This window comes from Litorisediminicola beolgyonensis (genome assembly GCF_042679605.1).
Classification (GTDB): Bacteria; Pseudomonadota; Alphaproteobacteria; order Rhodobacterales; family Rhodobacteraceae; genus Litorisediminicola; species Litorisediminicola beolgyonensis.
This window is the reverse complement of record NZ_JBHTMU010000009.1, coordinates 28991-51516: the sequence shown is the minus strand read 5'-3', so window position 1 is coordinate 51516 and position 22526 is coordinate 28991. Positions and strand designations below refer to the sequence as shown.

General features: G+C 63.7%; 22 protein-coding genes. 15 read left to right on the top strand and 7 right to left on the bottom strand.

The genetic code is table 11. The features are described 5' to 3' along the window. Positions 1-177: 177 nt before the first annotated feature. Positions 178-501 carry a hypothetical protein gene (locus ACFQ4E_RS07170; protein ID WP_386802258.1) on the bottom strand — a complete coding sequence of 108 codons (324 nt, stop codon included), beginning with the start codon at positions 499-501 and terminating at the stop codon, positions 178-180. Further along, the gene (locus tag ACFQ4E_RS07165; protein WP_386802309.1) at positions 494-667 is read right to left on the bottom strand and encodes a rod-binding protein; all 174 of its coding nucleotides are present in this window, start codon (positions 665-667) and stop codon (positions 494-496) included. The genes ACFQ4E_RS07170 and ACFQ4E_RS07165 overlap by 8 nt, the downstream gene beginning before the upstream one ends. A gap of 192 nt (positions 668-859) precedes the next feature. Here ACFQ4E_RS07165 and ACFQ4E_RS07160 point away from each other — a divergent pair, with 192 nt between their 5' ends. After that, entirely contained in the window at positions 860-2524 is a 1665-nt protein-coding gene (locus ACFQ4E_RS07160; protein WP_386802257.1) for a flagellar hook-length control protein FliK, read from the top strand. Between the two features lie 12 nt (positions 2525-2536). Then, positions 2537-3214 (top strand): flagellar hook capping FlgD N-terminal domain-containing protein, encoded by a 678-nt coding sequence (locus tag ACFQ4E_RS07155; RefSeq protein ID WP_386802256.1) that lies wholly within the window; start codon positions 2537-2539, stop codon positions 3212-3214. A gap of 2 nt (positions 3215-3216) precedes the next feature. Here the strand turns inward: ACFQ4E_RS07155 and ubiB are convergent, their stop codons facing one another. Both ubiB and ubiE read right to left on the bottom strand, forming a co-directional pair. Next, on the bottom strand, positions 3217-4749 hold the full coding sequence (gene ubiB / locus ACFQ4E_RS07150; protein WP_386802255.1) for a 2-polyprenylphenol 6-hydroxylase: 1533 nt from the start codon (positions 4747-4749) through the stop codon (positions 3217-3219). A gap of 4 nt (positions 4750-4753) precedes the next feature. Beyond that, on the bottom strand, positions 4754-5506 hold the full coding sequence (gene ubiE / locus ACFQ4E_RS07145) for a bifunctional demethylmenaquinone methyltransferase/2-methoxy-6-polyprenyl-1,4-benzoquinol methylase UbiE (RefSeq protein WP_386802254.1): 753 nt from the start codon (positions 5504-5506) through the stop codon (positions 4754-4756). Positions 5507-5843: 337 nt separating this feature from the next. Between ubiE and mutM the strand changes: the two genes are divergently transcribed. From mutM to ACFQ4E_RS07105, 8 genes are all read left to right on the top strand, one after another. Then, positions 5844-6695 carry a bifunctional DNA-formamidopyrimidine glycosylase/DNA-(apurinic or apyrimidinic site) lyase gene (gene mutM, locus ACFQ4E_RS07140; protein WP_386802253.1) on the top strand — a complete coding sequence of 284 codons (852 nt, stop codon included), beginning with the start codon at positions 5844-5846 and terminating at the stop codon, positions 6693-6695. 65 nt (positions 6696-6760) lie between these two features. Further along, positions 6761-7537, top strand: a complete 777-nt coding sequence (locus ACFQ4E_RS07135; protein ID WP_386802252.1) for an enoyl-CoA hydratase — start codon at positions 6761-6763, stop codon at positions 7535-7537. A 160-nt stretch (positions 7538-7697) separates the two neighbouring features. Next, entirely contained in the window at positions 7698-7961 is a 264-nt protein-coding gene (gene rpsT / locus ACFQ4E_RS07130) for a 30S ribosomal protein S20 (RefSeq protein WP_386802251.1), read from the top strand. 512 nt (positions 7962-8473) lie between these two features. Continuing rightward, positions 8474-9844, top strand: coding sequence for a chromosomal replication initiator protein DnaA (gene dnaA / locus ACFQ4E_RS07125; RefSeq protein ID WP_386802250.1), 1371 nt, complete (start codon positions 8474-8476; stop codon positions 9842-9844). 159 nt (positions 9845-10003) lie between these two features. Then, on the top strand, positions 10004-11122 hold the full coding sequence (gene dnaN / locus ACFQ4E_RS07120; protein WP_386802249.1) for a DNA polymerase III subunit beta: 1119 nt from the start codon (positions 10004-10006) through the stop codon (positions 11120-11122). Continuing rightward, on the top strand, positions 11123-11548 hold the full coding sequence (locus ACFQ4E_RS07115; protein WP_386802248.1) for a type II toxin-antitoxin system PemK/MazF family toxin: 426 nt from the start codon (positions 11123-11125) through the stop codon (positions 11546-11548). It begins immediately after the preceding gene. 132 nt (positions 11549-11680) lie between these two features. Next, positions 11681-12778, top strand: coding sequence for a DNA replication/repair protein RecF (gene recF / locus ACFQ4E_RS07110; protein WP_386802247.1), 1098 nt, complete (start codon positions 11681-11683; stop codon positions 12776-12778). Then, complete coding sequence (locus ACFQ4E_RS07105; protein WP_386802246.1) at positions 12775-13398, top strand: LysE family translocator; 624 nt, start codon at positions 12775-12777, stop codon at positions 13396-13398. The genes recF and ACFQ4E_RS07105 overlap by 4 nt, the downstream gene beginning before the upstream one ends. Here ACFQ4E_RS07105 and ACFQ4E_RS07100 read toward each other — a convergent pair. Then, on the bottom strand, positions 13391-13975 hold the full coding sequence (locus ACFQ4E_RS07100; protein ID WP_386802245.1) for a TetR/AcrR family transcriptional regulator: 585 nt from the start codon (positions 13973-13975) through the stop codon (positions 13391-13393). The two genes, ACFQ4E_RS07105 and ACFQ4E_RS07100, sit on opposite strands and share 8 nt — an antisense overlap. Positions 13976-14079: 104 nt before the next feature. Here ACFQ4E_RS07100 and ACFQ4E_RS07095 point away from each other — a divergent pair, with 104 nt between their 5' ends. The 3 genes from ACFQ4E_RS07095 to ACFQ4E_RS07085 all read left to right on the top strand — a co-directional run bounded on the left by ACFQ4E_RS07095 (position 14080) and on the right by ACFQ4E_RS07085 (position 17800). Further along, positions 14080-14673, top strand: coding sequence for an NAD(P)H-dependent oxidoreductase (locus ACFQ4E_RS07095; RefSeq protein ID WP_386802244.1), 594 nt, complete (start codon positions 14080-14082; stop codon positions 14671-14673). A 118-nt stretch (positions 14674-14791) separates the two neighbouring features. After that, positions 14792-17209: a DNA topoisomerase (ATP-hydrolyzing) subunit B gene (gene gyrB / locus ACFQ4E_RS07090; protein ID WP_386802243.1), complete on the top strand. Its 2418-nt coding sequence runs from the start codon at positions 14792-14794 to the stop codon at positions 17207-17209. 87 nt (positions 17210-17296) lie between these two features. Beyond that, on the top strand, positions 17297-17800 hold the full coding sequence (locus tag ACFQ4E_RS07085; protein ID WP_386802242.1) for a hypothetical protein: 504 nt from the start codon (positions 17297-17299) through the stop codon (positions 17798-17800). Positions 17801-18219: 419 nt separating this feature from the next. On the opposite strand, the gene ACFQ4E_RS07080 is transcribed toward ACFQ4E_RS07085, so the two are convergent. Then, positions 18220-19281: an ABC transporter ATP-binding protein gene (locus ACFQ4E_RS07080; protein WP_386802241.1), complete on the bottom strand. Its 1062-nt coding sequence runs from the start codon at positions 19279-19281 to the stop codon at positions 18220-18222. Between the two features lie 26 nt (positions 19282-19307). Further along, a complete protein-coding gene (locus tag ACFQ4E_RS07075) occupies positions 19308-20099 on the bottom strand; it encodes an IclR family transcriptional regulator (protein ID WP_386802240.1) in 792 nt (263 codons plus the stop codon). Between the two features lie 204 nt (positions 20100-20303). Between ACFQ4E_RS07075 and ACFQ4E_RS07070 the strand changes: the two genes are divergently transcribed. Next, a complete protein-coding gene (locus ACFQ4E_RS07070; protein ID WP_386802308.1) occupies positions 20304-21503 on the top strand; it encodes an ABC transporter substrate-binding protein in 1200 nt (399 codons plus the stop codon). 159 nt (positions 21504-21662) lie between these two features. After that, on the top strand, positions 21663-22523 hold the full coding sequence (locus tag ACFQ4E_RS07065; RefSeq protein WP_386802307.1) for a carbohydrate ABC transporter permease: 861 nt from the start codon (positions 21663-21665) through the stop codon (positions 22521-22523). Positions 22524-22526: the final 3 nt, after the last annotated feature.

Sequence of the window (22526 nt, the reverse complement as noted above, 5' to 3'; positions counted from 1 at the left end):
CCGAGGTGCCTTCGGGCACCGGAAAGCCGTTTTAACGGCGGTTGTCGGTCTTCTGACCATTGCGACGGATCTACGACCCGACGCGCCACCCGATCCGGATGCAGGGCCACAATGACGATGACGGTCCTAATAAAGCGATAATTCGGTCATCTTAAATGAGCGGCATTTGATCAACATTCAGGCATGTCGCTCCAGTCGGCTGCTGCGCTTCTCAGATATCCTGCGTTTTTGACCATCGCCGAGATAAGTCTCGATCCGCACGTCCTTCAGCAAGGCCATGCGATCAACGGCCGCTTGAATACCATCCAGCGCAGCTCTGAAGAGCTCCTGGTTTCGCCTCAGCATCCGGTTGATTTGCTCTAGCTCGCCGGGATCAGTTGGGAAATTGGCGGACGCCTCAAAAAAATGTGCTTTAATTTGCGACAACCGCTCGATTTCTTCGAAATCGCCAGAGGTTAAAGCGGTGCGCTCTGCGTCAAGCAAGTCTCGGATGTCATCCATCGGACGCCTCCACGAGCGATCGAAAAATATGTTCCGAGAGACCGAAGCCGCGTCGCGATACGAGGGCCTCAGCATGGGCGTCTAGAATAAAGGACGCGAACGCATCTTCGCCCGCACCGCCGCCGAAAGCCTCGCGTGGCGTACCGATCTTCGAAGCGGCCAACATCTCCGCCACAAACTGTTTCTCAAGGTCACCCGCCGCGCGACGCATCTGCGAATGCGAGCCGTTTACGCTAGTTATGGACAATTTCGGCAATCGACTCGCTCCCTAGATAAGATTTTTTGATTTTCGTGTGTGCCGGTAAATATTCCGTAAGCATTCTCGACTTTAGTCACTGCAGCGAATGTGGAGATTGGTATGCTTGTCACTCCTATAATCTACGGTCGAGAGTCGGCTTCAGGGGCACGCACCGACGAGCCAACGGAGAAAGGCACTTCTTTCTTTCAGGAGATACTAGATGAGGAGACCACAGCAGGTCTTCCATCGTATTGCGCTGAGAGCAATGAACCAGAAAAACTCATCATCACAAACCTGTGCGAAGAAAAATCTGATCATGTTTTCCGTGAAGCTATCGCCTTTAAAACTTTAGACACAAAAAAAAATCCGCCATCACAAGAATTCGGGACCGTAAAGCGACTGAAAAATGAGTTACTGCCTTCAAATGAACTCTCCAATTTTTGCAACAACTCCGCAGGCGGGGTTGATAGCATACTGAAATTCACTGAAATCATTAGTGACTGGAGCGAGATAACGCGTTCTTCATTTTTGGAGAAACCCACTTATCATATTAACAGAACGAATCCAAAATCAGGAATCCAAGCAGGAAGCGAAAAACCCGAATATTGCAATTATAATGAGGTAAATCTGGACATATTGGCGCCTCACACTGATGAGATTAGATATTTACTAGGGAACGTCAGTAACCCGAACCGATCCCTCCGGGAAAACGAGACGAGAGAAATATCAAGGCATCTCAGTGCGACCCAAGAGGGAAGTGTGCCCAAGGCCCTTAGCTTACTTAAACACAATTACAGCCTTCCTGGTGCAGAAGAGACCAGCGCGTCACAGGCCGTTGAGGATTCCGAAAGCCGCAGCGCGCTCGGGCCCAAGAACTCTTCAGCGTGCGATGGTTTGGAAAGTGTCAACGATAAGGCTGTTTCTGCGCGAGCTCGTCCTGGCGAAAATGACGATTCTTCTATCATCAAAAGCTCCCGCGGGAACGTTTCCAGTTCGCCTTCGCTCATCCCTGACAACGTCACTCTGCCTAACGCATTGAAACGAGAGACGGATGTCGGTCAGCGCGAAAGGGTAACTGGAGTTTCTCCTTCCGTGGATGACAGCTCGGACGGGAAACTCAGCCTAATGACAGAGCTCCGCCGTGGGCAAGATGGCACTCGGGACTTCATCTCGGCGCTGTCGGACCGATCAACCAATTCTGATCCGCGAGGCTCCGCTCAAAACTCGCAGGTGAGCCTGGAGGACACCGAGTTTCGATCAACTTCAATACCAAGAGATCGCGCGCACAAGACAGATCCTTCTCCAGAAATCGGTAGTTTCGGTCACGATTTCTCCCTCAGAAGCGATTTCCGGCCGCACGCGGCCAGTCCCGATGGCGCACTGAAAAGCACACAGGTCGCGAGGGCAGTGCTCGATCAGGTGTTCGAGGCGCTCCAGCAGCGCGTCGACGGCCGCTTGGAGCTGAGGTTGGAACCCGAGGAGCTCGGTCGCTTGCGTATATCGATTTCCGGGCACGAGACCGCCCAATCGATCCAGATCAGCGCGGAGCGGGCGGATACTGCAGACCTCTTGCGACGGCACTTGACGCTCTTGCGAAGCGAACTGGCCAACGGTGCGTCCGCGCAGCTCGACGTGTCACAGGGTAGGGATTTCGGGCGTAGTGGCGACTCGAAACCATCGAGCGAGCAACCGACAAGCGACCTCGAGATTTCGGAAACCGAAGTGCAGGCACATCCGGTCCGGCGCACTGGGTCAGCTGCCTCCGGCATAGATCTGCGATTATAAGGAAAGTTTGTCATGGATATCGCACCTGCTACACAGGCTCTTACGACTGAGGGAGCAAGCCACGATGCGTCCGGCGCATCCGGCGGCGCGACCAAGATCGGGTCGGATTTCGAGACGTTCCTGCGCATGCTCACCGCGCAGGTGCGAAACCAGGACCCGCTCAACCCCATCGATGCGACCGATTATGCGACGCAGCTCGCGACCTTTTCCTCGGTCGAGCAGCAGGTCCTGACGAACGATCTTTTGCGCGGGCTGGGCGACCGGCTCGGTCAGGGATCGATTCAGTCTCTGACCTCGTGGCTCGATGCCGAGGTGCTGACCGACGACGCCGTTCTGTTCGATGGCGCTCCGATAGACCTGGAGCTTCCTCATCCGCTCCCGCCGGGAGCGCCCGCCTTGATGGTGACCGACGCAACCGGCGCCGCCGTCTCATTGGAATCTCTTCCCGCCAATGGCGGGCGCATCAGTTGGGCCGGGAGCGATTCGAACGGGCGTCCGCTTCCCCGGGGAGCCTATACATTCTCGCTCGTCTCGACGGATGATGCAGGCGAATCGCAGACCCTTCCAGTGGCGGCCTATGACACAGTGGTCGAAGCCACCCGGAACCTTCATGGACATGTTCAATTGAGGCTCGCTGGCGGCGCGGAACTCTCCGCTGAAACTGCGCAAGCGGTGCGCGTGGCGCGGTGATTTTACCCGAGAGCGCCCAGTAAGAGCGCGGCGCCCGCCCCAAGAGCGGCGCCGAACGCGGCCCAGGACATGCAGAGCGGCCAGATGCGTCGCGGCGGCACAGGCTCCGGCTGCGATTGCCTGATCAGCATATCCTCGACCAAAGCCGGGATCCTGGGACCGAAGCGCGAGAAAATCTCTGCGGTCTGCTTCAGATCGCGCAGGACCGCGCGCGGACCGATCGAGTTCTTGATGTAATCCTCGACCACCGGCTGAGCGACGTGCCAGATGTTCATATGCGGATTCAGAGACCGCGCGACGCCTTCGACCACCACCATAGTGCGCTGCAAGAGGATCAGCTCGGTGCGCGTCTCCATCCCGAAGCGCTCGGTCACCTCGAAGAGATAGGCCAAGAGACGAGCCATCGAAATCCGCGTGGCGTCCATCCCGAAGATCGGCTCGCCCACCGCACGCAACGCACGGGCAAATTCGTGCACATCGCGGTCGCGCGGAACATATCCAGCCTCGAAATGGACCTCGGCCACGCGTTGGTAATCGCGGCGGATGAAACCGTAGAGAATCTCGGCGTAGACCCGGCGGGTGTATTCGTCGATATGCCCCATAATGCCGAAATCGAAGGCGACGATCGATCCGTCCGGGCCGACCTTCAGATTGCCCTGATGCATGTCGGCATGGAAAAACCCGTCACGCAAAGCGTGGCTGAGGAAGAGCTGCAGCACGCGTTCGGAGAGATGAACCCGATCGTGTCCGGCGCTGTCGAGCGCGGCATTGTCTCCGAGCGGGACGCCGTCGACCCAATCGAGCGTCATGACGCGCCGCCCCGACAGGAACCAGCGCACGCGGGGCACCCGGAAGCCCGCGTCGTCTTCGGTATTGGCGGCAAATTCCGACGCCGCAGCGCTTTCGAGCCGCAGATCGAGCTCGCCAGACACCACGCCCTCGAAATGTCGGATCACCTCGGTCGGGCGCAAGCGACGGGACGAAGGCGACAGCCACTCGATGGCCCGCGCGGCGAAATAGAATGCGTCGATGTCCCGGCGAAAGGCGCGTTCGATCCCCGGGCGGAGGACCTTTACCGCGACGATCTCACCGGTCTCCGCGAGGCACGCGCGGTGCACCTGCGCGATGGAGGCCGCGGCCACGGGCGCGCTGAACTCCGAGAACACCGCGTCGGGCGACACTCCGAGGTCGCGCTCGATGGCCTCTTTCGCCTCGGTCACCGAGAACGGGGGCAGTTTGTCCTGAAGGACGCGAAGCTCAGCGGCCATCTCGTCGCCCACCACGTCCGGGCGCGTCGACAGGATCTGGCCGAACTTGATATAGGCCGGCCCAAGTGCGGTCAGCGCGCGCGGCGCGGGCGGCATCGAGTTGTCGCCTTCATAGCCGAGCCATTTGAACGGCCATCCCAAGACGCGCGCCGCCACGCGCAACGACCGGGGCGCGTCCATCGCGTCGAGGACCGCGCGCATCGCGCCGGTCCGCTCGAAGGTCGCGCCGGTCCGGATCAGCCGCCAGAGATTGTGGGGTCCACGCATGGCGTCAGATCTTCCAGCCCGAATGCAGACAGGCGATCCCGAGACTCAGATTGCGATAGGCCGCCTGCCCGAACCCCGCGCTGCGCACCATCGACAGGAAGGTGTCCTGATCGGGGAAGCGGCGGATCGATTCGACGAGATACTGATAACTCGCCCGATCTCCGGCGATCGCCTGGCCCATGGCCGGAATCGCGTTGAAAGAATAGAGATCGTAGAGCTTCTGCAGACCCGGGACCGGTATCTGGCTGAACTCGAGAACCATGAGCCGCCCGCCGGGGCGCAGAACGCGATAGGCCTCGGCCAGCGCCTCTTCGGGGCGCGTCACGTTCCGGATGCCAAAGCTGATCGTATAGACGTCGAAGGTCGAATCCGGGAACGGCAACTTCATCGCATCCCCGACCACCCAGTCGAGGCTGTCCGCCATCGCGGCGGCCTCGGCGCGCTTCCGGCCTTCGACGAGCATCGGTTCGGTCAGGTCGAGAACCGTCGCATGGCCCGATCCGGCGCGCTTCAGGAAACGGAAGGAGATGTCTCCGGTGCCGCCCGCCACGTCGAGCAGTTTCTGCCCGGGCCGTGGCGCCAGCCAGTCCATCATCGCGTCTTTCCAGAGCCTGTGGATACCGAGGCTCATCGCGTCGTTCATGACATCGTATTTCGACGCGACCGAATTGAAGACGCCCTGAACGCGGCCAGCCTTCTCCGTCTCGGGGACCGACTCGAAGCCGAAATGGGTGGTCTTGTCATCGGCTTGGGTCATCGCAGGGTCCGGTTCGCTCGCACAGTCTGGCCATTGCGTACTAGAGATGGGCAGGAATGCACAGTCGTCAAACCGCCTCACGCAGGACGTGATCGCGGAGCAGGAATTGCCGCGGTGCGGTCGCCCTGACGGCGGCCCGTCCGCGCATTCGGACACGCGACCCGCGACCTGATATCGGCACGTCGGTGCCCGTCACGCTCCTGTGTCCGTCGGCGAAAAACAGGCGCCGATGGCTTGAACCCCTCCGGGCGCAGTGGCTTATGGGCACGCCACACTCATCGGCCGATCCGGGCTGCAAACCCCAGCCCGACGTGCCTGCCATTCAGCGAAGGTGACCATGCCCGAGTTACCCGAAGTCGAAACCGTCCGCCGCGGGCTCGAACCGGTCATGACCGGCGCGCGCATCTCCCGCGCCGACGTGAACCGTCCCGACCTGCGCTGGCCCTTTCCCGACCGGATGGCCGAGCGATTGACCGGCGCGCGGGTCGACCGGCTGCGTCGACGCTCGAAATACATTCTCGCCGATCTCGATACCGGGGAGACCCTGCTGATCCATCTCGGCATGTCGGGCCGGATGCTGATCTCAGGCGATCCGCTCGGCCGCTTCGTGCATGACCATCCCGCGCCGGAGAAACACGATCACGTCGTTCTGCACATGGACAGCGGCGCAAAGATCACCTTCAACGACCCGCGCCGGTTCGGCGCGATGGATTTGATGGCCACCGACGGGGCGGAGGCGCATCCGCTTCTGCGCGCGCTGGGGCCGGAGCCCTTGGGCAACGGCTTTTCCGAAGGTCATCTGGTGGACGCGCTGAAGGGTCGCACCATGCCGATCAAATCGGCGCTGCTCGACCAGAAGATCGTGGCAGGTCTCGGCAATATCTATGTCTGCGAGGCGCTCTTTCGCGGCGGCATCAGCCCGGCACGGAAAGCCGGGCGCATCTCGTCGGCGCGGGTCGCAAACCTCGTCCCGATCATCCGCGAGACCCTTCAGGACGCGATCGCCGCGGGCGGGTCATCCTTGCGCGACTTCCGGCAGGCCGATGGCGAACTGGGCTATTTCCAGCACAGCTTCGATGTCTACGGGCGCGAGGGTGAACGCTGTCGGCGCGAGAGCTGCGGAGGCACCGTGAGCCGGATCGTTCAGTCCGGCCGGTCGTCCTTCTACTGCCCTCGCTGCCAAAGATAAGCTTGATCGGCGATGCGCAAATGCTAAGGACTCCTGACCGACGATAACAACGGAAAGCGTGTGCCATGGCCTACGAGACGATCATCGTCGAGGTGAGCGATCATATTGCCACCATCAAACTCAACCGCCCGGATGCGCTGAACGCGCTCAATTCGCAGCTCCTGTCCGAGCTGTCCGAGGCGCTGAAGGATGCCGACAGCAACGACAAGGTGCGCTGCATCATCCTCACCGGGTCGCAAAAGGCCTTTGCCGCCGGGGCGGACATTCGCGAGATGTCCGAGAAGACCTTTGTCGAGGCGTTCCTCGGCGATTTCTTCACCGCCGAGCATGATGCCGTCGCCAAGACCCGCAAGCCGGTGATCGCCGCAGTGGCGGGATACGCGCTCGGCGGCGGCTGCGAGCTGGCGATGCTGTGCGATTTCATCATCGCCGCGGACAGCGCCAAGTTCGGCCAGCCCGAAATCAACCTGGGCGTGGTCGCCGGGATCGGCGGCACGCAGCGGCTCACGCGCTTCGTGGGCAAGTCCAAATCCATGGACATGCACCTGACCGGCCGCTTCATGGATGCCGAAGAGGCGGAACGCGCCGGGCTCGTCAGCCGCGTCGTCCCGGCAAAGGCTCTGATGGAAGAGGCGACCGCCGCGGCCGAGAAGATCGCCGAAAAGTCGCTCCTGGTGACGATGGTGGTGAAGGAAGCCGTCAACCGCGCCTACGAGACGACGCTCAGCGAGGGTCTGACCTTCGAGCGCCGGATGTTCCACGCGCTGTTCGCCACCGAGGATCAGAAGGAAGGCATGTCCGCCTTCCTCGAAAAGCGCAGCCCGCAGTTCCGCGATCGCTGAGAAAGCCGACTTTTGTCTTGGCTCCCGGCGGTTTTCGGGTTAGAGGCCGCCGCTACATGCGCGTGATGCCCGCTCAGGCAAGAATCGATCCGGTCGTGACTGGCCCGGGCCCGGCATTTGCCGCGCAACGACATTGAACAGACCGCAAGGGATCGATCACATGGCAAATACGCCGCAGTCCAAGAAGCGCGCCCGTCAGAACGAGAAGCGCTTCGCCATCAACAAGGCGCGCCGCTCGCGCATCCGCACGTTCCTCCGCAAGGTCGAAGAGGCCATTGCCAGCGGAGACAAGGACGCAGCCACCACCGCGCTGCGCGCCGCCCAGCCCGAGCTGATGCGTGGCGTCACCAAGGGCGTCTTCCACAAGAACACCGCGTCGCGGAAAATGTCGCGCCTGTCGGCCCGGGTAAAAGCTCTTTCGTAACAAAGGCTTGATCTCTAAGCCCCTGAAAAAGCGCCGAATTTTCGGCGCTTTTTGCTTTTCTGTTACATTTCAAACGTAGCGAGAGATTCTTTCCGGTTATCTGCGAGTCAAGTGAGAAGAGTCGTTGCCGCTTTCACCGAGGCGTTGGTAATTTCAGTCCTGCGAGTCACCATCGCTTGGGGGGACAGGCTCGCGACTGGCAAAATCGACCTGTAGTGAACGGTTCAAAACGCCTTGTCGCACCCGCGCAAAGATGCAGCGCGGGACCAGCGAACGTGTGTTCGCCCTGTCCGATTTGATACGCGCTGCGGCGTGGCACTGCGAGAGAGACCGGGATTGGGAGTCCGGGCTTTTTTCGTGGGTCTGTGCCGTGGCAAGGATGTGGAACCGTTTCGCTGCGAAACGGCTTCTTCGTGCCATTGTATTGCCCCCGCTCGATGGGATCGTCCGGTTTCGGGAGACCGGTGTGATGTAAAAGCTGTCGAGCAAGCTTGGGAAGCAAACGGGGAAAAATGGCACAAGATCAATGGGGTGATCTGCAGGACGGGCTCTGCAGAACCATCGGAACCAATAATTACAAGACCTGGATCGAGCCACTGCGGTTCGACGGATTCGAAGCGGGCGTGGCGAAATTCAAAGCCCCGACCAACTTCGTCGGAAACTACGTCTCTCAGAATTACGGGGATCTGCTTCTGACCCGCCTGTCCGAGTTGGACAAGGGCGTGCGCCGTCTGCAGTTCCGAGTGGCGCCGCAAGCGGCGGTGAGCACGCCCCTGGATGCGGCTCCGAAACCGACGGCAGCAGCCGCCGAACCAAAGGCTGAGGCCAACTCGGCCGACATCCTGCCCGGCGCACCGCTCGACGCGCGCTTCACCTTCGACAATTTCGTCGTCGGCAAGCCGAACGAGCTGGCCCATGCCGCCGCGCGCCGCGTGGCCGAAGGCGGTCCGGTCACCTTCAACCCGCTGTTCCTCTATGGCGGCGTCGGCCTCGGCAAGACGCACCTGATGCACGCCATCGCCTGGGAGATGCGCGCCCGGAAGCCCGAGCTCAACGTGCTCTACCTCTCGGCGGAACAGTTCATGTATCGCTTCGTGCAGGCGCTGCGCGACCGTCGCATGATGGATTTCAAGCAGCTCTTCCGCTCGGTCGACGTGCTGATGGTGGATGACGTCCAGTTCATCGCCGGCAAGGATTCGACGCAGGAAGAGTTCTTCCACACGTTCAACGCGCTCGTGGACCAGAACAAGCAGGTGATCATTTCGGCCGACCGCGCGCCGGACGAGATCAAGGATCTCGAAAACCGCATCCGCTCGCGGCTGCAGTCCGGCCTCGTCGTGGACCTCCACCCCACCGATTACGAGTTGCGCCTCGGCATCCTGCAGACCAAGGTCGACGCCCAGCGCGCGCATTTCCCCGGTCTCGAGATCGAGAATGGTGTGCTAGAGTTCCTAGCGCATCGCATCTCGACGAATGTGCGCGTTCTCGAAGGCGCCCTGACGCGGCTCTTCGCCTTCGCCTCGCTCGTCGGCCGCCGGATCGACATGGATCTTACCTATGAGAGCCTTGCCGATGTCCTGCGCGCCTCCGAGCGGAAGATCTCGATCGACGAGATCCAGCGCAAGGTGGCCGAGCACTACAACATCCGTCTCGCGGACATGATCGGCCCGAAGCGCGTGCGCAACTTCGCCCGCCCGCGCCAGGTCGCGATGTATCTCTGCAAGCAGCTCACCTCGCGCTCGCTGCCCGAGATCGGGCGCCGGTTCGGGGGCCGTGACCACACCACGGTCATGCACGGCGTGCGCCGGATCGAAGAGCTGAAGATCCAGGACGGGCAGATCGCCGAGGACCTCGAACTGCTTCGCCGGACGCTCGAAGCCTAATCGCTCTGCGCTCAGTCCACCACAATTCATGAGCGGGCCGCCTTGGGCGGCCCGCTGCGCTTGACGCCCCCTGAAAACAATCGGACAAATCAACTCAAACGGTTGGGACCGCTCGGTCCCGGCCCAAGAATCGTCGCCTGCGGCGCGGAGGGAGAGTCGATGAAATTCAGTATGGAACGGGCGGTCCTGCTCAAGGCGGTGAGCCAGGCGCAATCCGTCGTGGAGCGCCGCAACACAATCCCGATCCTCGCCAACGTCCTGATCGAGGCCGAGGGCGACACGGTGCAGTTCCGCGCCACCGATCTGGACATCGAGGTCGTGGACCGCGCCCCGGCCAAGGTCGAGCGCGCCGGGTCAACCACCGTCTCGGCGGTGATCCTGAACGAGATCGTGCGCAAGCTGCCGGACGGCGCGCTGGTGACGCTGTCGGAAGACGGCGCGGCAGGCCGCCTGACGGTCGAGGCGGGACGGTCGAACTTCCAGCTCGCCACGCTGCCCAAGGAAGATTTCCCGGTGATGGCGTCGTCGGAATACAGCGCCAATTTCACCGCCAAGGCCGAGGTGCTGCGGCGCCTTTTCGACAAGTCGAAATTCGCCATCTCCACCGAGGAGACGCGCTACTACCTGAACGGCGTCTACATGCACATCTCCGAGACCGAGGATGGCCGCATGCTGCGCTGCGTGGCCACCGACGGTCACCGGCTCGCGCGCATCGACGCTCCGCTGCCCTCCGGGGCCGAGAACATGCCCGGCGTGATCGTGCCGCGGAAGACCGTTGGCGAATTGCGCAAGCTTCTCGACGAGGACGACCGCGACATCGCGGTGTCCGTCTCGGAAACCAAGGTGCGCTTCGCGACCGAGGAGATCACCCTGACCTCCAAGGTGATCGACGGCACCTTCCCCGACTACACCCGCGTCATCCCGCAGAACAATGCACGCCGGCTCGAGGTCGACGCCGCCGAGTTCGCCAAGGCCGTGGATCGCGTCGCGACGGTCTCCTCCGAGCGCTCGCGCGCGGTGAAGATGCAGCTCGACGAGGATCGGCTGGTGCTGTCGGTCAACGCTCCCGACAGCGGCGCCGCCGAGGAAGAGCTTGCCGTGGCCTATGGCGACGAGAAGCTCGAGATCGGCTTCAACGCCAAGTATCTCCTGGAGATCGCGAGCCAGGTGGATCGGGAAAACGCCGTGTTCCTGTTCAATTCGGCGGGAGACCCCACGCTCATGCGCGAGGGAAACGACACCTCCGCGGTCTATGTCGTGATGCCGATGCGGGTCTGAGTGGGGCTCGAATATCATCCCAGACAGGGCGCGGTGATCCGCGTCCGGTTCGACGATGCGTTCGAAGAACCTGAAATGCAGAAGACGCGGCTCTGTGTGGTGCTGTCGAAGGCCATGAAGGGCCGCGGCGGCTTGGTCACCGTCGTGCCGCTGTCGCTCAGCGCGCCCGAGACGCCGCGCGCCTTTCACATGCAGATCGACATTCCCTTCCGGCTTCCCGAGCGCTGGGGCGAGCGGACGCGGTGGGTCAAGGGCGACATGATCTACTCCGCCGCGTTCTCGCGCTGCGATCTCTTGCGGCTGGGCAAGGACGAGACCGGCAAGCGCATCTACCAGCGCGACGCGCTTCCTGCGGAGCTTCTTGCCAAGGTCCAGCTCTGCGTGTTGCACGGCCTGTCGATGGGCGGATTGACCGGCCGCCTCTGATCGGCGAGGGTCACGACGTTGCGGCGCTGCGAAAGCATCCGCTTAAGACCCCACCAGGGGCCACCGGGCGGCGTGCCGCCCGGTGCTCGGCCGCTCTGGCGCCGGACAGACGCCGCGGATACTCCTGTCGCCATGGCGCTCTTCCTCGAAACCCTCACGCTGTCGCATTTCCGCTCCCACAAGCGCGCCGCGCTTGAGGTCGACGCGCGACCGGTCGCGATCTTCGGGCCGAACGGGGCGGGCAAGACCAATCTCGTCGAGGCGGTGTCGCTCTTCTCTCCGGGCCGCGGCATGCGGCGCGCCTCGGCCGAGGCGATGACCCGCAGACCCGAGGCGCTGGGCTGGAAGATCACCGGCACCCTGAGCGGTCCCGCTGGCCGTCATGAGCTGAGTTTCCTGTCCGAGCAGGGCGGCGCGCGGCAGGTCCGGGTCGACGACAAACCCGCCACGCAGACGCGCCTGGGCGAGCTTGCGCGCGTGCTCTGGCTGATGCCGTCGATGGACCGTCTCTGGATCGAGGGCGCCGAGGGGCGCAGGCGGTTCCTCGATCGCATGACGCTCAGCTTCTTTCCGGCCCATGGCGATCTGAGCCTCGCCTACGAGAAGGCCATGCGCGACCGCAACCGCCTTCTGAAGGACCAGGTGCGCGACCCCGGCTGGTATCGCGCGCTCGAGCGCCAGATGGCCGAGGCCGGCGCGATGATCGACGCCAATCGCCGTGCCGCGCTCGAACGCCTCGACGCCGCGCAGAAGGGCGCGGAAACCGCCTTCCCCTCAGCCGATCTGACGCTCACCCATCCCGAAACGCCGCTGCCCGACGGATCCGAAGCGCTGGCGACGGCCCTCGCCGAGAGTCGCGCGCGCGATCTGCATGCCGGGCGCACGCTCATCGGTCCGCATCGCGCCGATATGGAGGGGGTCTTCGCCGCCAAGGGCGTCCCCGCCGCGGATTGTTCGACCGGCGAGCAGAAGGCGCTCCTGATTTCGCTGATCCTCGCGAATGCGCGCGCCCTGGCCGCGGATATCGGCGCGGCGCCGATCCTCCTTCTCGACGAGGTCGCCGCGCATCTCGACGCCACGCGCCGTGCCGCGCTCTACGACGAGATCATCGCACTCGGGGCGCAGGCCTGGATGACAGGCACCGGTCCGGAGCTTTTCGAAGAGCTGGGAGAGCGGGCGCAGCGGCTCGAGGTCACCGAGACCGCGGGCATTTCGGAGATCCGACCATGACCGTCACCGCGGCTCAGCTCGCGCTCTATGCAGGCGCGCTCTTCGTCCTCTTCCTGACGCCCGGCCCGGTCTGGGTGGCGCTGGTCGCCCGGGCGCTGTCGGGCGGCTTCAACGCCGCCTGGCCCTTGGCACTCGGCGTGGTCGTGGGCGACATCCTCTGGCCCTTCCTGGCCATTCTCGGCGTCACCTGGATCGTGACGGTGTTCTCGGGCTTCCTCGTGGCGCTGAAATGGGTGGCCTGCGCCACCTTCCTGATCATGGGCGCGCTGATCCTGCGCCATGCCGATACCGATCTCGCCCGGGCCGACAGTCGCCTGACCCGGCCCGGCATGTGGGCGGGGTTTCTGGCCGGGATGGCCGCGATCCTCGGGAACCCGAAGGCGATCCTCTTCTACATGGGCATGCTTCCGGGCTTCTTCGACATCGCGCTGCTGACGGCATGGGACATGGCCGCCATCGCACTCCTGTCGGCCATCGTTCCGCTCTGCGGCAACCTGATGCTGGCGCTCTCGATCGACCGGGTGAAGCGGCTCCTGGCCTCACCCGGCGCGGTCCGCCGCACCAACCTGACCGCCGGATGGCTCTTGATCGCGGTCGGGCTGGTGATCCCGTTCACCTGAGGGCGAGCCAGACCTCGAGATAGCCGCGCAACCGCTCTGACCGGTCGACCTGCCCTTCGACCGCGCAATAGGACATCGCGATCGACTGGATGAGGAAGGCCTGCACGCCTTCGGCCAGCAATTCCGCCGGCACGTCCCCCCGCAGCGTATGGCCTTGAAGGGGCGAAATCCAACCTGCGAGCAGATGGATCTGGTCGAGGAAATTCTGCGCGATGGGGCCGATCTCTTCGATCGCCGCAGCGCCGGAATAGCGCAGCACGACGTCGAACACCGTCCGCTCGGCCGACATTACCGAGATGAGCGGGGAAAGCGCGTCGGCGATGCCCCGGGCCGTGGTCGGAACTGGGGCACGAGCGATCTCGACCATGGCCTGCGCGAGGTCCTCTCCGATCAGGACCGCCAAGAGCGCGTCCTTGTCGGCGAAATGAGAAAAGAAGGTGCCCTTCGCCACGCCCGCCCTGAGAACGACCTCCTCCACCCGCATCGCGGCGTAGCCCTCCGCGGCGGCGATCTCGCGTGCGGCGGCGATCAGGCGGTCATGGGTGCGTTGGCGGCGGGCTTGCGGAGCGCGTGTCATGAGACGGTTCTAGCGCCCAAAATGACCGCGGTCAAATTTAACATTGACCGCGGTCTTTTTCTGCGGTTACTAAAGTGACCATGGTCAATTTAAAGGAACCAACCATGGCACATCGCAAAATCCTCGTCCTCGACGGACACCCCGCCGCAACGTCGCTGTCCCGCCATCTGACGGAGAGCTATGCCGAGACCGCGCGCAGCGCCGAACACGAGGTCGCACTCCGCCACCTCTCCGATCTGACATTCGACATGGATTTCGAACACAGCCACTACCGCGACGCGAAACCGCTCGAGCCGGACCTGCAGGACATCATGGACCAGTTGGTCTGGGCTGATCATTTTGTGCTGGTCACGCCGCTCTGGTGGGGTGGTCTGCCCGCCAAGCTGAAGGCCCTCTTCGATCGCGCCTTCCTGCCGGGCCTCGCCTTCGACACGCGCAAGACGAACTGGATGGGCATGCCCGCACCGCTTCTAAGCGGACGCACGGCACAGCTCATCGTTACCGCCGATACGCCGGGATGGTTTCAGAGGTTCGCCTACCAAAGCGCCGTGCAGCGCGCGACGCACCGCCAGATCCTGCGCTTCGTCGGCATGAGACCGCGTCGCAGCCTCTGGTTCTCGGGCGCCTCGCAGGCGAACGAGCGCCAGGTGTCGGGTTGGCGCCGCAAGGTCGAACGGGCCGCTTTGGCGGTCGCCTGAAGCGAATGGCACACCGGGCGCAGCGGCTTGGGCATAAACACAAAATCTTGTGCCCAAGCCGTGACAATCCGGCCCCCGCACCGTATAAATTGCGGGTCGCGATCAAGGACAGGAACGCATGGCAGACGCCCCTCAGGAACAGCCCGCATACGGCGCGGATTCCATTAAGGTTCTCAAAGGCTTGGACGCCGTCCGAAAGCGTCCTGGCATGTATATCGGCGACACCGATGACGGCTCCGGCCTGCACCACATGGTCTACGAGGCGGTCGATAACGGCATCGACGAGGCTCTGGCCGGTCACGCGGATTATGTTGCGGTCAAGATCCACGCCGACAACTCGGTCTCGGTGCGCGACAACGGCCGCGGAATCCCGGTCGACATGCACCGCGAAGAGGGCATCTCAGCGGCGGAAGTGATCATGACCCAGCTCCATGCGGGCGGGAAGTTCGACCAGAACTCCTACAAGGTCTCTGGCGGTCTGCACGGCGTCGGCATCTCGGTGGTGAACGCGCTCTCGGACTGGCTCGAGCTGCGCATCTGGCGCGACGACAAGGAGCATTACGTCCGCTTCGAGAACTCGGTCACGGTCGAGTCCCTCAAAGTGGTCGGCGAGGCTGCGGGCGAAACCGGCACCGAGGTGCGGTTCCTGGCCTCCGACCAGACCTTCTCGAACCTCGATTACGACTACCACACGCTGGAAAAACGCCTGCGCGAGCTGGCCTTCCTGAACTCCGGCGTCCGCATCCTCCTGGAGGACGAGCGCCCCGCCGAGGCGCTCCGGACCGAGTTCTTCTACGAAGGCGGCGTGCGGGAGTTCGTCAAATATCTCGACCGTTCGAAACATTCGATCATGGCCGAGCCGATCTACATGACCGGCGAGCGCGACGGGATCGGCGTCGAGGTCGCGATGTGGTGGAACGACAGCTACCACGAAACGGTCCTGCCCTTCACCAACAACATCCCGCAGCGCGACGGCGGCACCCATATGGCGGGCTTCCGCGGTGCTCTGACCCGGACCCTGACCCGCTACGCGACCGAAAGCGGCATCGCCAAGAAAGAGAAGGTGTCTTTCACCGGCGACGACGCGCGCGAAGGTCTGACCTGCGTGCTGTCGGTCAAGGTGCCCGATCCCAAGTTCTCGTCCCAGACCAAGGACAAGCTCGTCTCCTCCGAGGTGCGCCCCGCGGTCGAGAGCCTGATGAACGAGAAGCTCGCCGAGTGGTTCGAGGAGAACCCGAACGAGGCCAAGCAGATCGTCGGCAAGATCGTCGAGGCCGCGCTGGCCCGCGAAGCCGCGCGGAAGGCGCGCGAACTGACCCGCCGCAAGACCGCTATGGACGTCAACTTCCTGGCCGGGAAGCTCAAGGACTGCTCCGAAAAGGACCCGTCGAAGACCGAGCTCTTCCTCGTCGAGGGTGACAGCGCGGGCGGCTCCGCCCAGACCGGCCGCGACCGCGGCACGCAGGCGATCCTGCCGCTCAAGGGCAAGATCCTGAACGTCGAGCGCGCGCGCTTCGACCGGATGCTGTCGAGCCAGGAGATCGGCAATCTCGTGATGGCGCTCGGCACCGGGATCGGCCGCGACGAGTTCAACCTCGCCAAGCTGCGCTACCACAAGATCGTCATCATGACGGACGCCGATGTCGACGGCGCGCATATCCGTACGCTGCTTCTGACCTTCTTCTATCGCCAGATGCCGGAGCTGATCGAGAACGGGCATCTCTATATCGCGCAGCCGCCGCTCTACAAGGTGACGCGCGGCCGGTCCGAGGTCTATCTCAAGGACCAGGCGGCGATGGACGATTACCTGATCCAGCAGGGCACCGACGGCGCGCTCCTGAGGCAGGGCAATGGTGACCAGATCACCGGGCCCGACCTCATCCGCGTGGTCGAGGAGGCGCGGCAGTTGAAGCGCGTGCTCGACGCTTTCCCGACCCATTACCCGCGCCACATCCTCGAACAGGCGGCGATCGCCGGGGCCTTCGTGCCCGGTGCGGTCGACGCCGACCTGCAGGGCGTGGCCGACAAGGTGTCCCGCCGCCTCGACCTCATCGCGGTCGAATACGAGAAGGGCTGGCAGGGCCGCATCACACAGGATCGCGGCATCCGTCTGGCCCGCATCCTGCGCGGCGTCGAAGAGGTCCGGACGCTCGACGGCCCGATGCTGCGCTCGGGCGAGGCGCGCAAGACCGGCAGCTTCACCCAGGCGCTGCAGGCCGTCTACGAACAGCCCGCCGTCCTGGAGCGCAAGGACCGCCGCCAGGTGATCCACGGCCCGCTGGAATTGCTCCGCGCGATCCTCGAGGAGGGCGAGAAGGGCAACCAGGTCCAGCGCTACAAGGGTCTGGGCGAGATGAACCCCGACCAACTCTGGGAGACGACGCTCGACCCCGACGCCCGCACGCTTCTCCGCGTCGAGGTCGAGGACATGGCCGAGGCCGATGATCTCTTCACCAAGCTGATGGGCGACGTGGTGGAGCCGCGCCGCGAGTTCATCCAGCAGAACGCGCTGTCCGTGGAAAATCTCGACTTCTGATCGAGCGGTTGATAGCCGAATAGGAGCGGCCGGGGCATTGGTCCCGGCCGTTTTTGATTTTGCGATCGTTTTCAGAAAGGATTTTCCATGCCCAGATATTTCATGCTCGCCGCCCCTCTTGTCCTCCTTGCCGGTGCCAGCGCCGCGCAGGAAAGCGGGACATTGGCGCTCGACATCGGCGGAGCCTCTCGCAGCTACACGCTCTGGTCCGAGCAAAGCGACTGGTCGGGTTGGGGCGAGCCGCCTGCGGTCTCGGGCAGCGTGAACATCTACGCAAGGCCCGAGGAAGGTGGCGGAACCTTCGCCACCTTCACGCTGGGGCTCGATTTGATGAGCGGCGCGGTAAACGGCGCCGAGGCGAGCCTTCTGAGCCTCTCGGATGGCGAGACGACCCGGTATTTTTCCACTGACGACCAAGGCGCGCTCGCGGTCGAGCTGTCCGAGCTTTCGGTGGACGGGGAGTTCCTGTCGATCTCCGGGAGCCTCTCGGGTCAGATGGGACCGAGCCCAGACTTCGGGCGGACGGTCGACCTGTCGGAGCCACTGGCGATCTCGGGCGAGTTCGCCGTGACCCTCGGCCCGGTCGAGTGAGCACCGCGGTCCCGTACTTCGCGGACATCCCCTGACCTGCTAGGCTGAGATCTCCGGGACCCGCTCGGTCCCGGGATTTCAGCCAGCGCGCCCAGCGCCATTTCCAAGGATCATTTCATGCGTATTGCCCTGACCGCCTGCCTCGCCGCCGCAACCCTTGCCGCCTGCGAGATGCCGGACCCCGTGCCCGTCACCCCCGACCCCGGGCTGACTTTCGTCCGGCCCTATCGCGGCGACGGCGATGCCTGCCATCTTGTCGGCGAAACCGAGCTGACCGCCAATTATCTCGACCACACCGCCGATCTGGTCGCCTGCCCGACCGGCAGCGCCGCGATGGCGAGCCTGATGGCCGAGACCGCGACGCCCCCGCTCTTCCAGACCGAGAACTTCACGCTCTTCAGCGTCAGCCGGGAAAAGACCTACCGCAGGCGCTTGCCGCTTTCGCCGTCGAAGAACAGCGCGTCCGAGGGATCGAAGCGCAGCTGCACCGTTGCGCCTTCCTCGATCTCCTCGTCGGCGCGGGTCTCGACCACGATCCGCGCGCCCTTGCCGTCGACGAGGTAATCATAGGCGACGCCTCCGAGCCGCTCGCGAATGTCGAGGGTCAGCGGCGACGGGCCCGGCTCGACCGTGAGGTGCTGCGGGCGCAGACCGACATGAACGGCGGTGCCGTCCGCGGGCAGGTTCACAGGCGCATCGACCGGGGTCTCGCCCAGAAGCGGCGCATCGACCTTGCCGCCCCGCACGGTGCCTTCGATGAAGTTCATCGACGGCGAGCCGATGAAACCCGCGACAAAGCGGTTGTCGGGATCGTTGTAGAGCGTCATGGGCGAGCCGACCTGTTCGATATGGCCCGCGCGCAGAACCACGATCTTGTCGGCCAGGGTCATTGCCTCGACCTGGTCGTGGGTGACGTAGATCATCGTCGCGCCGATCTCCTTGTGCAGGCGCGCGATCTCGACCCGCATGTCGACGCGCAGCTCCGCATCGAGGTTCGAGAGCGGCTCGTCGAAGAGAAAGACCTCGGGTCCGCGCACGATGGCGCGGCCGATGGCGACCCGCTGCCGCTGGCCGCCGGACAGCGCCTTGGGCTTGCGTTTCAGGTAGTCGCCAAGCTTCAGGATGCGCGCGGCCTCGGAGACCTTGGACTTGATCTCGTCCTTCGGATGGCCGGTCATGCGCAGGCCGAACCCCATGTTCTCCTCGACCGTCATGTGCGGATAAAGCGCGTAGGTCTGAAACACCATCGCGACACCACGGTCGGCGGCATCGACGCGCGTGACGTCGCGCGAGCCGATGAAGATCTTGCCGTCGGAGGTCTCTTCGAGACCCGCGATCATGCGCAGAAGCGTGGACTTGCCGCAGCCCGACGGCCCGACGAAGACGCAGAACTCGCCCTCGTCGATCTCGAGATCGAGCCCGTGGATCACCTCCACGTCGCCGTATCGTTTCACCGCCTTCTCAAGGGTCACGCCGCTCATTCTGGTCTCCTCCCAGGGGTCAAGGATCAGTCCGGGTACTGCCAATCGGCAGCCGCCGCGGCGATCTGTCGTGCGGTTTCGCAGAGCGCGGGGCGCAGCTCCGCCAGGTCTTCAAGGCTTTTCCGGCGGGTCTGGCCGGTGATCGACAGCGCGCCCCGGACCCGGCCGGATGGCGAGAGGATCGGCGCGGCGATGCAGACGATGCCCGTCTCGTGCTCTTCGCGGTCGAAGGCGATCCCCTCCTCGCGGATCACCTGCGCCTCCGCCTCGAAGGCCGCGGGCGAGGTCAGCGTCGTGTCGGTATATCTGTGCCAGCTCTGCAGCTTGAGCGCCTCGGCGCGCTCGGCTTCGGGCAGATGCGCGAGCATCGCCTTCCCGACGCCGGTGCAATAGCCCGGGCCGATCTTGCCGGCTTCGGAATACATCTCGACCGGATGCACGGCGTTGCGCTTGTCGACATAAAGCACCTGCCCACGGTCGAGCTGCGCAAGGTGGATGGTCTCGCCGACCCGCGCGGAGAGCGCATCGAGGAACGGCCGCGCGATTGGCGCCAGCGTCGCCCGCGACCACGCGATATGGGCAAGCTGCACCAGCCTCAGGCCCGGCGCGTAGGTGCCCGTCTCCTCGTCATGGGCGAGCATTCCCTGGCTCGTGAGGGTCTGCAGCAGGCGGTAGAGCGTGGCCTTGGGCCAGGGCGACACCGCCAGGAGATCGGAAAACCGGACCGGCTTGCCCTGCCGCGCCACGAGCTCGAGCGCGTCGAGCGCCTTGCCGACCGTCCCGTCGCCGCTACCTTTGCGTTCTCCCATGGCGTTCATTCCGCCTCTCCCTTTCGCGCTTAGCCAGATCGAGCCGACCGGAAGCGCAGTGTTGACAGCCATACCCCGACTCGCTCATAGTTTCAATAGTTGGACAACAAGTTTCAAATATTGGAACTTCCAGCATTTGAGCTAAGGGAGGATTTCATGCTCAAGACCCATCGCATCGCCGCAGCGGCGCTTGCGGCCACGACGGCGCTCTCGATGCCGGCCGTGGCGCAGGAGCTGTCTGGCACGCTCAAGATTTTCTCGGACATGTCGAACCCCGCGCCGCGCGCGGTGATGGAGGACATGGCCGCACGGTTCGACGAGATGCATCCGGACCTCACCGTCGAGGTCACGATCATCGACCGCGAAGCCTACAAGACCCAGATCCGCAACTTCCTGACGGCCAACCCGCCGGATGTCGCCAACTGGTATGCCGCGAATCGCATGCGTCCCTATGTCGACGCAGGCCTGTTCGAGGACATCTCCGATCTCTGGGACGAGCCCGAGATCGCCGAGAACCTCGTCTCGACCGAAGGCGCGATGACCATCGACGGCAAGCAGTGGGGCGTGCCCTATACCTACTACCAGTGGGGCGTTTACTACCGCGAGGACATCTATAACGAGCTGGGTCTCGAAGAGCCGCAGGACTGGGAGACCTTCAAGTCGAACTGCCAGGCGATCCTCGATTCGGGCCGGAAGTGCTTTACCATCGGCACAAAGTTCCTGTGGACCGCTGGTGGCTGGTTCGACTACCTCAACATGCGCACCAACGGCTACGACTTCCACATGGCTCTGACCAATGGCGAGGTGGAGTGGACCGACGACCGCGTCCGCCAGACCTTCGCCAACTGGCGCGAGCTGATCGACATGGGCGCGTTCATCGACAACCACCAGTCCTACAGCTGGCAGGAAGCGCTGCCCTTCATGGTCAACGGCGAGGCCGCCGCTTACCTGATGGGCAACTTCGCAGTGGCGCCGCTGCGCGACGCCGGTCTCAGCGACGACCAGCTCGACTTCTACCAGTTCCCCGCGATCAACGCGGATGTGGAGCTGGCCGAGGACGCGCCGACCGACACTTTCCACATCCCCTCGGGTGCCGAGAACAAGGATGCCGCGCGCGCCTTCCTGCGCTTCGTGGTCTCCGCCGACAACCAGACCCAGATCAACGCGGGCGACGCGCTGGGTCAGCTTCCGGTCAACGCCTCGTCCTCGGTCGATGACGACGAGATGCTGAAGCAGGGCTTCGAGATGCTCTCGTCGAACAGCCCCGGCGGCGTGGCGCAGTTCTTCGACCGCGACGCGCCCGCAGAGATGGCGTCGGTCGCGATGGAAGGCTTCCAGGAGTTCATGGTCTTCCCGGACAATCTCGACGACATCCTCGGACGTCTCGAGCAGGCGCGTCAGCGCATCTACTGATCCCTGAACGCGGCGCGGGCGGCCCTCGGGCGCGCCCGCGTTCCAAGCCCGGCGCCGCCCCGGTGCCGTGCGCCCCTTTCCGCGGGAGCCACAGCCATGACCACGGCCACCTTGCCCGACACCGATCCTGACCGGAACGGCTGGATCAAGCGTCACCGGATGATCCTCGCGCCGATGCTGTTTCTCGCCCCCGGCGCGCTCTTCTTCCTGCTCTACGTGATCTTCCCGATCTTCCAGAGCTTCCATGTCAGCTTCTACCGCTGGGACGGGCTGAGCGATCCGGAGTTCGTGGGCTTCGCCAATTACCAGGAGCTCGGCACCGACCGCGCCTTCGAGGTGTCGCTCTGGAACAACCTGAAATGGCTCCTTCTCTACCTTCTGGCCATCCCGGGCGGGCTTTTCATCGCGCTCTTCCTGAACCAGACCGTGACCGGCATCCGCATCTACAAATCGCTGTTCTTCTTCCCGTTCGTGATCAGCCAGGTGGTCGTGGGCCTCGTCTTCACCTGGTTCTACGACCCGACCTTCGGGCTTCTGAACATCCTGCTCGACGGGATCGGGCTCGGGCCGATCAACGTGCTCGGAGACCCGACGCTTGCGACCTACGGCATCATCGCCGCCGGTCTCTGGCCGCAGATCGCCTATTGCATGATCCTCTATCTCACCGGTCTGAACGCGGTCGATCCCGAGCAGATCGAGGCCGCGCGGCTCGACGGTGCCAAGGGGCTGCGCATGCTCTGGCACGTGATCCTGCCGCAGTTGGCGCCTGCAACCTTCATCGCCTTCGTCGTGACGATCATCGGGGCGCTCCGCAGCTTCGACCTGATCTCGATCATGACCAATGGCGGCCCGTTCGGATCGACCCGCGTCCTGAGCTTCTACATGTTCGAAAAGGCGCTCTCCGAATACGGTTTCCGCATGGGCTACGGCGCGGCCATCGCCGTCGTGCTCTTCCTCATCATGCTCGTCTTCATCGCCTACTTCCTGTGGTCGATGTGGCGCCAGGAACGGGGGCACTGAGCC